Here is a 15596-nt window from a genome sequence, read left to right on the forward strand (position 1 = left end):
CGACGCCCCTCCCGTCAGACTCCCGCCTTCGCGTCCTTCTTGCGGAGTAGCGCACGGATCAGCGGTCCGTCGATCTCGCCGGTCGCCTTCAGGCCGTTGTCGCGCTGGAAGGCCTCGATCGCGACCTTGGTCTTGTCGCCCACCCGGCCGTCCGGCACGCCGGCGTCGTAGCCGAGCTTGCCGAGGATGGCCTGGATGTTGCGCACCGCCTTCGTCATGTCGATCGACGAGGTCGTCCGCTCGTTGGCGTCCTGCCATTCGGCCGGCGTGTCCACCGTGTTGGCGAGCTCGATGCGCGGCGCCGGCTGGAAGGACCGCACCGTCTCCTGCGCCGCCTGGAGCTGGTCGGGCTTCATCGATTTCGCGATCTCGTCGCGCTTCGTGGCGGCGTCGCTGTCGCCGGCATCCGCGACGATCGCGAACCACTTGTAGGACTGCCCGAGGTCCTGCGGCACGCCGGAACCGCGGGCGTAGAGGATGCCGAGGTTGTACTGGCTGTCGCGCATGCCGTGCTCGGCAGCCTGCGTGAACCATCGCGCTGCCGCTTCCGGCTGCGAGCGCCCGTCGATGCCGGTGGCGTAGAGGACGGCGAGGTTGTGCATGGCGCGCACGTTGCCGCTCGTCGCAGCCAGCGTGTACCAGTCTCGGGCGGCCTGCGTGTCGCGGGCGATGCCGTTGCCCTTCTCGTAGAGCGTGCCGATCGAATACTGCGCCGGCGCGAAGCCCTTCACCGCCGCCTGCGCGAACCAGTCGAGCGCCTTTTCCGGCTCCGGCTGGCCGGGACGGCCCTCCATCAGGCGAAGGCCGATCTCGAACGCCGCCTTCGGATCGCCGGCCAGCGCCGCCGCCTTCAGCGCCGCCGGGCCGATGCCGTCCGGCACCGGCGGCATGACGGTCGCGGAAGCCGGCAACTTGGGCTTCAAGGCGGCGATCGCGTCGACCGCCGGGCCCGAAGCGTCCGCCTGATCGTCGGGCGCGGCGGTCTCGGCGACGTCCGCGGGGGCGGCCGGCGTCTCCGGCTGCGACCGGTCGGTGGTTGCCGGCAGCGGCGTTGCGGCTGACAGGGCGGAGGCGACGTCGGACGACTTGCCGGCCTCTATCGCAGGCGCGGCGGGAGCCTCGACCGGCGCCGCCGCCTGCTGCGGGGCCGGGGTCGGTACTTCGGCGGTCACCGGTGCCGGCTCGCTCGCCGCGGGCGGCGGAGCCAGCGCGGCGACGGTCGCCGGCGTCCGCTCCTCGCCGCCGATGAACGACTTGCCGATCGGCAGCGCCGACAGCGCGACGATCACCGCGACGACGCCGGTCAGGATCGCCTTGCGCCGGCGGGACAGGAGACCGCGCAGGCCCTTCTCGCCGACCGGGGGCGCGCCGGCGGTCAGCTTCTCCGCTTCGAGGCTGGCGGCGCGGGCGGCGCTGCGCGCGGCGGCGCGGGTTTCCGCCTCGCTGCCCGGCTCGGCGATGTCCTCGGTCCGGCTGCGCTGCGCGGCGCGGACGCGCTCCAGCAACGCGCCGATGTCGGGCATGCCGGAGCCCGGCTCCAGCGGCCGGTTGATCTCCTCGCGGTCGATCACGTCGGCCGCGTCGAGCGCGGGCGACGCCACCTGCTCGCGTATGCGGGCTGCGGGCGGCTCGGCGGCCGGCATCGCGAAAGCCGGCGATGTCGCGGCTTCGAAGCTCCGGTCGGCATGGAGGCCGAAGGACGAGGCGACGACATGTCCGCGGTCGCCCGCCGCGATCTCGACCTCGATCTGTTCGAGGCGATCGACGATCTTCAGGAGCGTGTCGTGGACCGCCTGGAACACCTGGCCCGAACGGCTGTCGTTCGAGCGCGCGAGGCCTTCCAGCGTCTGGAGGCTCTCCGAGAGTTGCGCGACATGCTCGGCCTGGCGCTCGTCGCCGACGATCTGCATCCGGCGCGCGGTCTCTTCGGCCACTTCGCGCGCGGCCTGGATCAGCGCATCGCGGTGGCTGTCGAGCCGCTGCTCGATCGCGCCGAGCCGGCTGGTGATCTCCGTCTCGAAATCGTCGTGCAGCGAGCCGGAATGGACGACGCGCTCCGACAGCCGCTCGATCTGCTCTTCGAGCGAGCGCACCGCCTGAACGTCGATCCGCGGCTCGGACGAGAGGCTTTCGAGCTTCGCCGCCAGCGCCGACAGGCGCTGCTCGAAGGCGTCCGGATCGATCTTCGTCGCGTGGAGGTCGGCGACCGCGAGCTCGAAGCGCTCCGCGATGAGGTCGATGCGCTTCTCGATGGCGCTCGTGTCGATCTGCGGCGGCTCGAACTCGGCAAACGCGGTCTCGAAGCGCTCGGTCAACTGGTCGATCCGCTGCATCACCGCCGGACCGATGGCCTCGGCCGCCAGTTCCTCGACCCGCGCCGACAGGTCCGCGATGCGCTTCGACAGCCGCTCGACCTTGCCGTCGTTGCCCATCTGGTCGACGCGGCCGCTCAGCGCCGCGATCCGGGCCTCGATCCGCTCGATCGGCGCCATGTCCATGGCAGGCGGGGCGGCGACCGCGACGATGGCGCGGGAAATCTCGTCAAGCCGCTCCTCCAGCGACAGGAAATTCTCCATGTCGGCCTGTTCGCTGCGCCGGGCGAGGCCGTCCATGTTCTCGGCCAGCGCATGGATGCGCTGCTCCAACGACGAGACGTCGACGCTGCCCGGCAGGCGGGACAGCCGCTCCTCGATCTCGCTCATCCGCTCCGCGAGGAGGCGGACGCCCTCGTCGTTCCGCTGCAGTTCGAGCCGCTTCTCGAGTTCGTCCCAGCGCGCTTCCATCGCCTGCATGCGCGACGGATCGGCGACCGCCGACTCCAGCTTGGCGCGCATGCCGTCGAGCTCTTCGCGCAGGACGCCGGAAATGGCCTCGCGGCTCGGCGGCTCGCGGTAACGCTGCTCGAACGCGCTCCAGCGATCCTCGACCGCCTGAACCTGCTCCTCGCGGGCGAGCGAGCGAAGCGATTCGCGCAGGCGCTCCAGCTCGCGCTTCAGTTCCGCCTTCGCCGTCTGGTCGTCTTCCGACCGAGCCGCGTAACGATCCTCGAAGCTCTGCCAGCGCTCGTCCACCGCGCGCACCGTCGTCTCGCGCGCCGTTTCCTCGAAGAGGTGCCGCAGTTCCTCGAGCTCGGAGCGCATGGAGTTCAGCATGGCCCGGTCGGCGCCGGCTTCGGTCAGCCGGGCGAGCGAGGCCGAGATCTGCCGCAGTTCCTCGCCGATCGCTTCCGCCCCGGCGCGGTCGCCGATCATCTGGCGGAGCTGCTCGAAGGCGGCGCGCAGCTCGTCGAAGCGGGCTTCGAACGAGGCCTGCTTCGCGCCGTCGCGCATCTCGCCGCGCAGGCGCTGGAGTTCGGAGGCGACCTCGGTCATCAGCCGCAGGCTCGCGTCGTCGCCGCTCAGCGTCTCGGCCTGCGAGGCGATGGTCTCGATGCGTCGCTCCAGCCGCTCGGACACGACGGCGGCCGGCGCTGAGGGAGCGGGCTCGATCGGCGCGGCATCGAGGATGCGGCGGCGCATCGCGATCTCGGAAACGGCGTCCGCCAGCGCTCCCGCGCGCTGCTTGGCGGGCTCCGGCGCGCGGCGAACGTCGCGTGGGGCCGCGGTGCTCCGCTCGGTACGGGTCGGCAGACGCGCGAGGCGCGCCTCCAGGGATTCCAGCGTGCGGCTCAGCGAAGCCAACGGCGACTCGTCCTGTTCATCGAACCGAGTGCGCGCATGCGCTTCCGACACAGCCATCTCCCCACCCTCTCACCGCTTTTCGCCGGCGGGACCGAGCCCTTCGCCGACGATTTCCGGAGGTCGAACATTCGCTCGCCTCAGGCCGATGGGTTAACCCGATTTAAACCCACGACCGTTCGTTCATGGTATAGAAAGGTTGAATTGACCGAAGCTGGACTCGCGAAATCCGCGTTCTTTCGGCTTCGCAATTTCTGCCATACCCTTGCGGTGGTTCGGACGAGACCATAACTCGTCTAAGCTTTGGAATGACAACGAGAAATAGAAAATGCCCAATGCAAAGGTGGCTTACCTCGAAGAAGCCGAGAACGAGGGTGGCTCGCAACCTGCGGTCGAATATCTGCTCGGTATCGAGACGGTCGACGGCGACGGCAAGGACGTTTACCGCATCGGCGATCTCGCGAAGGAATTCGGCGTCACGCTCCGCACCCTGCGTTTCTACGAGGATCGCGGCCTCCTGAGCCCGCAGAGGCGGGGCACGACAAGGTTGTATTCCCGGCGCGACCGCAAGCGCCTTCGCCTCGTGCTGCTCGGCAAGGCGCTCGGCTTCTCGCTGACCGAGGCGCGGCAGATGATCGACATCTACAGCCAGCCGAACGGCAAGCGGCGGCAGGTCGAGGTGGCGCTGGAGCGTTTCGCGCAGCAGCGCGAGGTGCTGCTCGGGCAGCGGCGCGAAGTGGACAGGTCGCTCGAGGCGATGGACCTTTCGATCGATTTCCTGCGCAAGTATCTTCCCAGCGTCTAGCAGGTCCGGGCGGTCGCCGACGCGCGACGACGAGCGCCACGCCTCCTTTACCATCCGAACGTCCGCCGGCTTTCCCGATCGCGGTTCCCGGCGCGAAGCGCCAAGTGATGTGCTATTGACGTAAACGTCAAAGCGATCCGTTCGCGGCAGGAGGTCGGGCATGCCGGTTTATCGCGCACCGGTCGAGGATACGCTCTTCGTCCTGAACAACGTTCTGGACATCGGGCGCCATGCGAACCTGCCGGTCTTCGCCGAGGCGAGCCCGGATGTCGTCCGGGCGATTCTCGAGGAAGCCGGACGGCTCGCGGAAGAAGTCCTGCTCCCCTTGAACCAAAGCGGCGACCGGCAGGGCTGCCGGCGGCTGGAGGACGGTTCGGTGAGGGCGCCGGACGGGTTCCGCGAGGCCTACGCGGCCTATCGCGACGGCGGCTGGGGAAGCCTGTCGGGCGATCCGGCCTTCGGCGGCCAGGGTCTGCCGCATCTCCTGTCGGCTGCGGTCAGCGAATTCATGTCCTCGGCCAACATGTCGCTCGCGATGTATCCGTCGCTGACGGCCGGCGCGATCGCGGCGATCCGCCAGCACGGGAGCGACGCGCAGAAGGCGACCTACCTGCCGAAGCTGATCGAGGGCCGCTGGACCGGCACGATGAACCTGACGGAGCCGCATTGCGGCACCGATCTCGGGCTCCTGCGCACCAGGGCCGCTCCGCATGAGGACGGCACGTATCGGATCACCGGCCAGAAGATCTTCATCTCCGCCGGCGAGCACGACCTCGCGGAGAACATCGTCCATCTCGTGCTGGCGCGCATCGACGGCGCGGCGGCCGGCACGAAGGGCATCTCGCTCTTCGTCGTGCCGAAGTTCCTGCCGGACGCGGAAGGGCGCGTCGGCGCGCGCAACGGCCTGTCCTGCGGCGCGATCGAGGAAAAGATGGGCATCCACGGCAGCGCCACCTGCGTGATGAACTACGACGGCGCGACCGGCTGGCTCGTCGGCGAGCGCGACAAGGGTCTGCGCGCCATGTTCACGATGATGAATGAGGCGCGGCTTTTCGTCGGCGTCCAGGGACTCGCGGTGTCCGAGATCGCCTACCAGAACGCCGCCGCCTACGCCCGCGACCGCCTGCAGGGCCGCTCGCTGTCGGGCGCGAAGGCGCCGGATCGGCCGGCCGACCCGATCGTCGTGCATCCCGACGTCCGCCGGATGCTCATGACGATCCGCGCGCTGAACGAAGGCGGCCGGGCGCTGGCGCTGCGGACGGCGCTGATGGGGGACCTTTCGCAGGTGGCCGAGGACGAACTCCAGCGGCAGGCGGCGGACGACTGGATGGGCCTGATGACGCCGGTGGTGAAGGGCGTCCTCACCGACAAGGGCTTCGAGAACGCCGTCATGGCGCAGCAGGTCTTCGGCGGCCACGGCTACATCGTCGAGTGGGGCATGGAGCAGTTCGTCCGCGACGCCCGCATCACGCAGATCTACGAGGGTGCGAACGGCATCCAGGCGCTGGATCTCGTGGGACGCAAGCTGGCCCTCAACGGCGGCCGCGCCGTGCAGGCCTTCTTCGCCGATGTGGGCGCGTTCTGCGAGGAGAACCGCACCAACGAAGCGCTGACCTTCTGCACGAAGGCGTTGAAGAAGGGTTTGAACGATCTTCAGCAAGCCACTCTTTGGCTGATGAACAACGCGCTCGCCAAGCCCGACAACGCCGGCGCGGCCTCCACCGACTACATGCATCTCTTCGGCCTCGTCGCGATCGGCGCTATGTGGGGGCAGATGGCGAAGGCGGCGCACGAGAAGCTGGCGGACGGCGCGGACGGCGATCCGGCATTCATGGAGGCGAAGCTTGCGACCGCGCGCTTCTACATGGACAGGATGATGCCGGAAACGGCGGCGCATCTCGCCCGCATATCGGCGGGCGCGGATTCGCTGATGGCGCTGCCGGCGGAGGCGTTCTGAGCGATGACCTATACGGGCGGGTGCCAGTGCGGCCGGGTACGCTACGAGGCGAGCGGCGAGCCGAACCAGTCGGACATCTGCGAATGCCGGATGTGCCAGCGGGCATCCGGCGGCCTCGTCTCCGGCTTCGCGCAGTTCGACGCGGGCAAGGTGCGCTGGCTCGGCGCGCAGCCGAAGCCGTTCCGCTCGTCGAGCGTCGCCGAGCGGGACTTCTGTCCGGATTGCGGAACCACCCTCACCTATCGCCACCTGCCGAAGAGTACGGTCAGCGTCACTCTCGCCAGCCTCGACGACCCGGACGCGATTCGGCCGATCCACCACAACGGCATCGAGGGACGCGCGTCGTGGTTCGCGGACGCCGTCGCGTCGCCGGGCGAAGCGTCCGAGCCGATGCCGGACGGCGCCGAGAATTTCCAGCATCGCCTGCCCGGGGGAACGCCATGACCGAGGCATATATCTACGACCACGTCCGCACGCCTCGCGGGCGCGGCAAGCAGGACGGCGCGCTGCACGAGGTGCCGGCCGTCAGGCTCGGCGCGCGCATGCTGGAGGCGCTGCGCGAGCGGAACGGCATCCCGACGGCCAAGGTCGACGACATCATCTTCGGCTGCGTCGATCCGGTCGGCGAGGCCGGCGCGGTGATCCCGCGGGCGAGCGCCTTCGAGGCCGGCTACGACTTCGCCGCCCCGGGCCTGCAGATCTCGCGCTTCTGTGCCTCCGGCCTCGACGCGGTGAACCTCGCGGCAGCGAAGGTGGCGCATGGCAGCGACGACATCGTGATCGCGGGCGGGGTCGAATCCATGTCGCGCGTCGGCATGGGAACGGCCGGCGGCGCCTGGTTCATGGACCCGTCGGTCGGCATCCCGTCCTACTTCATGCCGCAGGGCGTTTCCGCCGATCTCATCGCGACGAAGTACGGTTTCTCGCGCGACGACGTCGACGCCTATGCGGTGGAATCGCAGCAGCGCGCCGCCGCGGCGTGGAGCGAAGGGCGCTTCGCCAAATCCGTCGTGCCGGTGCGCGACCAGAACGGCCTCGTGATCCTCGACCGCGACGAGCACATGCGGCCCGGAACGGACATGCAGGCGCTGGGCGCGCTGAACCCGTCCTTCGCCATGCACGGCGAGATGGGCGGCTACGATGCGGTGGCGATCCAGGCGCATCCGGAGATCGAGGCGGTCGCCCATGTCCACCACGCCGGCAACTCCTCCGGCATCGTTGACGGCGCGGGCGCGGTGCTGGTCGGCTCGAAGCGGGGCGGCGAGACGCTGGGTAGGAAGCCCCGCGCGCGCATCCGCGCCTTCGCCAACGTCGGCTCGGACCCCGCGCTGATGCTGACCGGCCCGGTGGACGTGACGAAGAAGCTCCTCGAACGTGCCGGCATGCGCCTCGCCGACATCGACCTCTTCGAGCTGAACGAGGCCTTCGCGGCCGTGGTGCTGCGCTACCGGCAGGCGTTCGACATCCCGGCCGACCGGATCAACGTCAACGGCGGGGCGATCGCGATGGGCCATCCGCTGGGGGCGACCGGCGCGATGATCCTCGGCACCGTGCTCGACGAGCTGGAGCGGCAGGACAAGACGGTCGCGCTCGTCACGCTCTGCATCGGCGCCGGCATGGGCACGGCGACGGTGATCGAGCGGGTCTGAGCGGCCGTGCGGCCCTCAACCTCAGGCGAAGGCCGCTTGGTGGGTCGGCTGCGGCAGGTCGATCGAGCCGACCAGCGCCGGCAGGCGCTCGAATTCGGGACGGGCGAAGTAGTAGCCCTGCATCAGCGCGATGCCGGCCGCCCGGAGGACATGCAGCTCGTTCCAGGTCTCGACGCCCTCGGCCAGCACCATGATGCCCATCTCGCGCGCGGCGGCGGCGATCGAGGCGACGATGATCTGGCGCGGCCGGCTCCCTTCGATGCCGCGGATCAGGTGCATATCCAGCTTGATCAGGTCGGGCTGGAAATCGGCGAGGAGAGCGAGACCGGCATAGCCCGCGCCGAAATCGTCGAGCGCGGTGACGAAGCCGTGGCGGCGGTATTCGGTAATGATCTTCTTCAGGTGCCCGGTATCGACGATCTCCTCGTTCTCCGTGAACTCGAACATGACCGAGGTCAGCGGAAAGCGATGGGTCCTGGCCGCGGCCAGCGTCGCCCTGAGGCAGGCCGCCGGCTCGTAGACCGCGTTCGGCAGGAAGTTGATCGACAGCCGCCGCATCTCCTCCGCCGGGAAGAGCCGGGAAGCGAGCTCGATCGCCTTCACCCGGCAGGCCTGGTCGAAACGGTACTTCTGCTCGGGCGTCACCTGCGACAGGATCGCGCCCGCGCCCTCGCCGTTCAGCCCGCGAACCAGGGCCTCGTAGCCCCACGGCTTGCCGCTGGCGACGTCGACGATCGGCTGGAACGCCATCGAGAAGTCGAAGGCGAGTTCGGTGCCGGATCGGCACCCTTCGCACGGCGTCCCCACTCTTCACGCTCCCGGACGAGAAACAACTACCGGGAGTGTGGCTGGAAACCTTTTCGAAACACTGAAGGCCGCCGCCCCGTTCGCGCCGGAAAGGTGTGGGGCGTCCGGGCTTTCTCGTTTGCTGGCTTCGAACCCGGAAGGTCGTGATGGGATACGTGAACTTCGTTCTCGAAACCGACGCCGACGGCATAGCCCTCGTCACCTGGGACATGCCGGGACGCTCGATGAACGTCTTCACCATGGAGGTGATGGACGAGATCGACGCGATCGTCGACGCCGTGGTGGCCGATGCGGCGATCAAGGGCGCGGTGATCGCGTCCGGCAAGGCGAGCGGCTTTTCGGGCGGCGCGGACCTGAAGATGATCCGCGGCCTGTTCGACGCCTACGAGGCGAGGCTCGCTACGGACCGCGAGGGCGCGGTCGCCGAACTGTTCGAGCGGGCGGGACGGATGTCCTGGCTCTACCGGAAGCTGGAGACCTGCGGGAAGCCGTTCGTCGCGGCGGTCAACGGCGTCTGCATGGGCGGCGCCTTCGAACTCGCGCTCGCCTGCCACGGCCGCGTCGTCTCCACCGCCGCCAAACTGGCGCTACCGGAGGTGAAGGTCGGAATCTTTCCCGGCGCCGGCGGCACGCAGCGCGTGCCGCGCATGACCGATACGCAAAGCGCGCTCCAGATGCTGCTGAAGGGCGAGACGCTGTCGCCAGCGAAGGCCAAGGCGATGAAGCTCGTCGACGAGGTCGTGGAGCCGGACGAACTGGTCGGACGAGCGAAGGCGATGCTGCGCGCCGGCCTGTCGCCGGTGAAACAGTGGGACCAGAAGGGCTTCAGGCTGCCGTTCGGCCCGGTCTATTCGGCGGCCGGCGCGCAGGTGTGGCCGGCGGTCGCCTCGCTCTATCGCAAGGAGACCTACGACAACTATCCCGGCGCGCGCGCCATCGTGAAGTGCGTCTACGAAGGGCTGCAACTGCCGATCGACCTTGGGCTCAAGGTCGAGCAGCGCTGGTTCGCGAACGTGCTGCAGACCACCGAAGCGGCGATGATGATCCGGTCGCTGTTCGTCTCGATGCAGGACCTGAACAAGGGTGCGCGCCGCCCGCAGAGCGTTCCTGCAACGAGCATCCGCAAGATCGGCGTCATCGGCGCGGGCTTCATGGGCGCCGGTATCGCCTACGTCGCGGCGAAAGCCGGGCTGGAAGTCGTGCTGATCGACCGCGATCAGGCCGCCGCCGACAAGGGCAAGGCGCACAGCCGGCAGGTGATGGAGGGCCTGGTCGCGAAGGGCCGCGCCAAGCCGGACGAGACGGAGGCGCTGCTGGCGCTGATCACGGCCACGCCCGAGTTCGATGGCCTCGCTGATGCCGATCTCGTCATCGAGGCGGTGTTCGAGGACCGCGACGTGAAGGCGGAGGCGACGCGCAAGGCCGCCGGCGCGATGCGGCCGGACGCGATCTTCGCCTCGAACACCTCCACCATCCCGATCACCGATCTGGCGGAGGCGTTCCCGGACCCCGAGCGCTTCGTCGGCATCCATTTCTTCTCGCCGGTCGACCGGATGATGCTGACCGAAGTGATCCTCGGCAAGCGGACGGGCGAACGGGCGCTGGCGACGGCGCTCGACTTCGTCAAGGCGATCCGGAAGACGCCGATCGTCGTCAACGACACGCGCGGCTTCTTCGCCAACCGCTGCGTCTTTCGCTACATCAACGAGGCCTACGAAATGCTGGCGGAGGGCGTGCCGCCGGCGATGATCGAGAACGCCGCGAAGGCGGCCGGCATGCCGGTCGGGCCGTTGGCGCTCAACGACGAGGTGGCGATCGACCTGTCGCAGCGCATCATGCGGGCGACCGTCCGCGATGCCGGCGAAGGCTCGGTCGATCCGAAGCATCTCCAACTGGTCGACCGGATGGTGGAGGAGTTCGGGCGGCTCGGTCGCAAGAGCGGCAAGGGCTTCTACGACTATCCGCCGAAGCCCGCGAAGAAGCATCTGTGGCCGGATCTGAAGGCGCTGTTCCCGCAGAAGCCGGCCAACGATGTGGATTTCGCCGAGCTGAAGCACCGCTTCCTCGCGACCATGGCGCTGGAAGCGGCGCGGACCATGGAGGAAGGCGTCGTCACCGATCCGCGCGAGGCGGATGTCGGCTCGATCCTCGGCTTTGGCTACGCGCCCTATACCGGCGGCACCATCTCCTACATCGACGGCATGGGCGCGAAGCGCTTCGTCACCCTCTGCGAGGGTCTGGCGGCGAAACACGGCGAACGCTTTCAGCCGACGCCGCTTCTCCGCGAGATGGCGGAGACGGGCGACACGTTCTATCGTCGCTTCGCGCCAGCGACGGCCGCCTGACCCTACCCGTGCCGGAACTTCGCGAAGGTGGCCTTCGCCTTCGCGGTGGCGGCGGCGCTGGATTTGCCGATCGTGTCGGCGACGCGCGCGCCGCGCGAGCCGAGCGGCTTTGCCGGCTCGTCGGTCGTGTCGAGCGCCGTCTGGTGCTCCATCTCGGCGTTGATCTCGGCACCGATGATGAAGATGATCGAGGAGATCCACACCCAGATCATGAAGCCGATCACGCCGCCGACCGTGCCGTAGGTGGCGTTGTAGTTGGCGAGGTTCTGCAGGTACCAGGAAAAGGCGATCGAGGTGACGATCCAGACCACCGAGGTCAGTACCGCGCCGAACAGCACCCAGCTCCAGCGCGCCGGGTTCCGGCTCGGGCCGAAGCGGTAGATCATCGCGATCGCGCCGACGACGAGCGCGAACATCACCGGCCAGCGCATCGCGGCGATGATACCGTCGGAAACGCTCGACAGGCCGAGAACGGCCATCACGGCCGGCACCACGCCCACCGACACGATCAGGAGGATGGCGATCACCACCGCGCCGAGGGTGAAACCGAAGGCGACGAGGTTCAGCACGAAGAAGTTGCGCTTCTCGAACTCGCCATAGGCGATGTTCATCGCCTCGAACAGCGTCTTGATGCCGTTGTTGGCACTCCAGAGCGCGATGAGCAGGCCGATCACGAAAGTCGTCGAGAGCGTGCCCGTGTCCTGCGCGACCAGCCGCTCCAACTGCCCCTGCAAGAGTTCCGTGCCCGCCTGCGGCAGGAACTGGCCGATGAAGGCGATGTGCTCGGCGATGGAGTGGGGATCGGCGACGAAACCGTAGAACGAGACGAAGACGGCGAAGGCCGGGAACAGCGCCAGGAGGAGGTAGAAGGTCGCGCCAGCCGCGATCAGCATCACCCGGTCCTCGAAGAACGACCGGTAGAGCCTGAGCCCGATGTCGCGCCAGCCTTTCAACGGGATGCCGAACGGCCCGCTCGCATCCCTCCCCCGTCCCGGCTCGCTCGCGCGCCGACGCATCTCGTCGGCCGTGCTCTCGCCAAAACGCAAGCTCATGCAACATCCTCCGGTCGCCCGCAGCCGGCCCCCACGATAATGCCATATTTCGCGCACCGGTTCCCGGCCTGCGGCGTCTATCCCCCGGAAAGCGCTGGCCCCTTGCGGACGGCGCGTTTTGCTGGACAAACGAAGCCCGCGGTCGTAAGGGAATAAGAGGACTTTATTCCTTTTCGGACGCTCGGACTCATGGCGGCAGATACGTTCTCGCATGAACAGATCTGGGCCGCGATCGACGGCTTGGCCGAACGCAACAAGCTGACGGCTTCCGGCCTGGCGCGGCGCGCGGGGCTCGACCCGACGACCTTCAACAAGTCGAAGCGGCGGGCGGGCGACGGGCGGCCGCGCTGGCCCTCGACCGAATCGATCGCGAAGATCATCGACGCCACCAATTCGAGCTTCGACGACTTCATGTCGCTGATGCGCGGCGGGGCGCTGCGCGCCGCCTTTCCCGGACGCCTCGTGCCGAGCATTTCCATCCCGCTGATCGGCTTCGCGCAGGCCGGCGGCGGCGGCTATTTCGACGATGCCGGCTTTCCGGCCGGCCAGGGCTGGGACGAGATCGCACCGCCCCAGCCCGCCGCCGACGGATCGACCTACGCGCTGGAGGTTTCCGGCGATTCGATGCTCCCCCTCTACCGCGACGGCGACGTCATCATCGTGTCGCGCGGCGAGACGGTGCGCCGCGGCGACCGCGTCGTGGTGAAGACGCGCGATGGGGAAGTGATGGCGAAGATTCTGCAGCGGCAGACCTCGAAGACGGTCGAGCTCGCCTCGATCAACAAGGATTTCCCGGACCGGCATTTCCGGATCGAGGAGATCGAATGGATCGCGCGAATCCTCTGGGCCAGCCAGTAGGGTGGGCGGCCTGCCGGTTGGAACGCGGCTCGAAGCGGCGCGCGAGCGCCTGCAGGGAACGGCGGCGACAGTGCTCGGCCTCGTCGCGATCGCGCTCGTGTTCGTCTATCTCGTGCCGCGGCAAGCCGACATCGCCTCCGCCATGAACGCGCGCTGGGAGCGGATGCGCACGGCGGCGGAAGCGCGGGAGGCAGCAGAAGGCCGGTCGCCGGCAGAAGCTGCGGTCGAAACGCCCGCCGCCCCGGTCGACAATCCCGCCCCTGCTGAAACTGGCGGCTCCCCGGACGTCGCCCAGACCGCCGCTGTTGCGCCAGCGGCGCCACCTGCCGCGCCCGCGCCGCTGCCGGCGGCCACGCCTCCCGCCGGAGCCGAAGCGGAACTGCTGGCGCGGCCGGTCGTGCTCGACACCGCGACGATCCTGATCCGGCGCGGCAAGGTGCATCTGGAAGGCATCGAGGCCGCGCCGCTGTCGCGGCGCTGCGGCGAGGCGGGACCGCGCGGCTGGTTCTGCGGCGTCGAGGCGCGCACGCGTTTCCGCTCCTGGCTGCGCGCGCGCTCGATCTCCTGCAACGTGCCGAAGGGCTTCGGCGACGACGCCGGCGAGGTCGAGGCCCGGTGCGATCTGTCCGGCACGGATATCGGCGGCTGGCTGGTCGAGAACGGCTTCGCCGAAGCCGCGCCCGGCAGCGACTACGTGCAGGCGGAAGCGAAGGCGAAGGCCGCCAAGCTCGGCATCTGGGCCGAGCACCGCATGGAGGACTGAAGCCCGCCTTCAGGCGGCCTGCGCGAGTTCCCCCGCCAGCGCCTTACGGATCAGCGAGCGCGTCTCGTCGATGCCGTAGAGCGAGACGAAGGAGCCGAAGCGCGGTCCCCGCTCCTGCCCGATCAACGTTTGGTACAGCGCCTGGAACCAGGTGCCGGAGACACCCGGACCGCCGTTCGGGCCGGTCTTCGAGCGATCCTGATACCGCTCGATCGGCCGCGCCACGTCGAGGATCGCGTCCTGGATCGCCTCGGCGTCCGCCCCCGCCGGCAGTCCCGCCAGCTTCTCATCCAGTTCGTGAAGCGCTTCGCGCTCCACATCATCCGGCGCGCGGAAGCGCTTGGAAGGCTCCACGAAATCCTTGAAATAGCGTAAAGCGTAGCCGACGAGCCGGTCGAGGTCCGGGTCGGTTTCCGGCGAGGAGCCCGGCGCGTAGCGGCTGATGTAGCCCCAGAGCGAGCCCTTGCCGCCGGCGTTCGAGGCCGAGACGAGGTTCAGGAGCATCGCGAACGGCACCTTGGCCGGTTCCGTCGGCGGCGTGCCGCCGTGGATGTGCCAAACCGGGTTCTGCATCCGCTGCTTCAGATCCTGCCGACCTTGCGCGGCGACGAAGCCGTAATAGTCGTCGACCGCCTTCGGGATGACGTCGAAATGCAGGCGCTTCGCCGCGCGCGGCTTGTGGAACATGTAGAGCGCGAGGCTTTCCGGCGAGGCGTAGGCCAGCCAGTCCTCGATCGAGATGCCGTTGCCCTTCGACTTCGAGATCTTCTGCCCCTGTTCGTCGAGGAACAGTTCGTAGACGAAGTGCTCCGGCGGCGTGCCGCCGAGGATCGCGCAGATGCGGTCGTAGACGATGGCGTTCGTCTGGTGGTCCTTGCCGAACATCTCGAAGTCGACGCCGAGCGCCGCCCAGCGCATGCCGAAGTCCGGCTTCCACTGCAGCTTCACCGCGCCGCCGGTGACGGGTAGCGTCGTCTCTTCCCCATCCTCGTCGAGGAAGGTCACGGTGCCGGCCTCGGCATCGACATGGCGCATCGGCACGTAGAGGACGCGGCCGGTCTTCGGCGAGATCGGCAGGAACGGGCTGTAGGTCGCCTGCCGCTCCGCGCCCAGCGTCGGCAGCATGACGGCCATGATGTCGTCGTAGCGCTCGGCGGCGAGACGCAGCGTCGCGTCGAAGCGGCCGGACTTGTAGTAGTCCGTCGCGCTGGCGAACTCGTAGTCGAAGCCGAACGTGTCGAGGAAGCGACGCAGCATCGCGTTGTTGTGGTGCGCGAAGCTTGGGAACTCGCCGCCGAACGGGTTCGGCACCACAGACAGCGGCTTGTGGAGATGCGGCTCCAGCATGGCGCGGTTCGGCACGTTGTCCGGGATCTTCCGCATGCCGTCCATGTCGTCGGAGAAGCAGATCAGCCGCGTCGGCAGCTTGTCGCCGGTCAGGACGCGGAAGGCGTGGCGCACCATGGAGGTGCGCGCCACCTCGCCAAACGTGCCGATATGCGGCAGGCCGGACGGGCCGTAGCCGGTCTCGAACAGCACCTCGCGCGTGTCGCCCTGCAACCGGGCGAGGATCTTGCGGGCTTCCTCGAACGGCCAGGCGCCCGAGGTCGCTGCTTCGGCGATCTCGGCTTCGGTAACGTGCAAGGGTTCGGACATGACGGCTGCGATCCCGCGGCAGGTACG

At 68.7% G+C, this 15596-nt stretch carries 11 protein-coding genes; 7 read left to right on the forward strand and 4 right to left on the reverse strand.

Annotation, left to right across the window (positions count from 1 at the left end):
- Positions 1-14: 14 nt before the first annotated feature.
- Positions 15-3680, reverse strand: coding sequence for a peptidoglycan-binding protein (locus F6X38_RS20960; RefSeq protein WP_150973253.1), 3666 nt, complete (start codon positions 3678-3680; stop codon positions 15-17).
- A 325-nt stretch (positions 3681-4005) separates the two neighbouring features.
- Between F6X38_RS20960 and F6X38_RS20965 the strand changes: the two genes are divergently transcribed.
- From F6X38_RS20965 to F6X38_RS20980, 4 genes are all read left to right on the forward strand, one after another.
- Entirely contained in the window at positions 4006-4482 is a 477-nt protein-coding gene (locus F6X38_RS20965; RefSeq protein WP_150973255.1) for a MerR family transcriptional regulator, read from the forward strand.
- Between the two features lie 160 nt (positions 4483-4642).
- A complete protein-coding gene (locus F6X38_RS20970; RefSeq protein WP_150973257.1) occupies positions 4643-6439 on the forward strand; it encodes an acyl-CoA dehydrogenase C-terminal domain-containing protein in 1797 nt (598 codons plus the stop codon).
- A 3-nt stretch (positions 6440-6442) separates the two neighbouring features.
- Positions 6443-6883 carry a GFA family protein gene (locus tag F6X38_RS20975; RefSeq protein ID WP_150973259.1) on the forward strand — a complete coding sequence of 147 codons (441 nt, stop codon included), beginning with the start codon at positions 6443-6445 and terminating at the stop codon, positions 6881-6883.
- Complete coding sequence (locus tag F6X38_RS20980) at positions 6880-8088, forward strand: acetyl-CoA C-acetyltransferase (RefSeq protein ID WP_150973261.1); 1209 nt, start codon at positions 6880-6882, stop codon at positions 8086-8088. Before F6X38_RS20975 ends, F6X38_RS20980 begins: the two co-directional genes overlap by 4 nt.
- Positions 8089-8109: 21 nt before the next feature.
- Here F6X38_RS20980 and F6X38_RS20985 read toward each other — a convergent pair whose 3' ends face one another.
- Positions 8110-8895 carry an EAL domain-containing protein gene (locus tag F6X38_RS20985; protein ID WP_484573198.1) on the reverse strand — a complete coding sequence of 262 codons (786 nt, stop codon included), beginning with the start codon at positions 8893-8895 and terminating at the stop codon, positions 8110-8112.
- Positions 8896-9041: 146 nt separating this feature from the next.
- On the opposite strand from F6X38_RS20985, the gene F6X38_RS20990 reads away from it, so the two are divergent.
- Positions 9042-11240, forward strand: a complete 2199-nt coding sequence (locus F6X38_RS20990; protein ID WP_150973263.1) for an FAD-dependent oxidoreductase — start codon at positions 9042-9044, stop codon at positions 11238-11240.
- Positions 11241-11242: 2 nt separating this feature from the next.
- Here F6X38_RS20990 and F6X38_RS20995 read toward each other — a convergent pair whose 3' ends face one another.
- A complete protein-coding gene (locus F6X38_RS20995) occupies positions 11243-12292 on the reverse strand; it encodes a YihY/virulence factor BrkB family protein (protein WP_150973265.1) in 1050 nt (349 codons plus the stop codon).
- 189 nt (positions 12293-12481) lie between these two features.
- Between F6X38_RS20995 and F6X38_RS21000 the strand changes: the two genes are divergently transcribed.
- Together F6X38_RS21000 and F6X38_RS21005 are read left to right on the forward strand one after the other, a co-directional pair.
- The gene (locus F6X38_RS21000; protein ID WP_150973268.1) at positions 12482-13150 is read left to right on the forward strand and encodes a LexA family transcriptional regulator; all 669 of its coding nucleotides are present in this window, start codon (positions 12482-12484) and stop codon (positions 13148-13150) included.
- Between the two features lies 1 nt (position 13151).
- Positions 13152-13913 (forward strand): thermonuclease family protein, encoded by a 762-nt coding sequence (locus tag F6X38_RS21005; RefSeq protein WP_150973270.1) that lies wholly within the window; start codon positions 13152-13154, stop codon positions 13911-13913.
- 9 nt (positions 13914-13922) lie between these two features.
- Here the strand turns inward: F6X38_RS21005 and F6X38_RS21010 are convergent, their stop codons facing one another.
- Positions 13923-15569, reverse strand: coding sequence for a lysine--tRNA ligase (locus F6X38_RS21010; protein WP_150973272.1), 1647 nt, complete (start codon positions 15567-15569; stop codon positions 13923-13925).
- Positions 15570-15596 lie beyond the last annotated feature (27 nt).

Source organism: Plantimonas leprariae (assembly GCF_008802405.1).
GTDB classification, from domain to species: domain Bacteria; phylum Pseudomonadota; class Alphaproteobacteria; order Rhizobiales; family Rhizobiaceae; genus Plantimonas; species Plantimonas leprariae.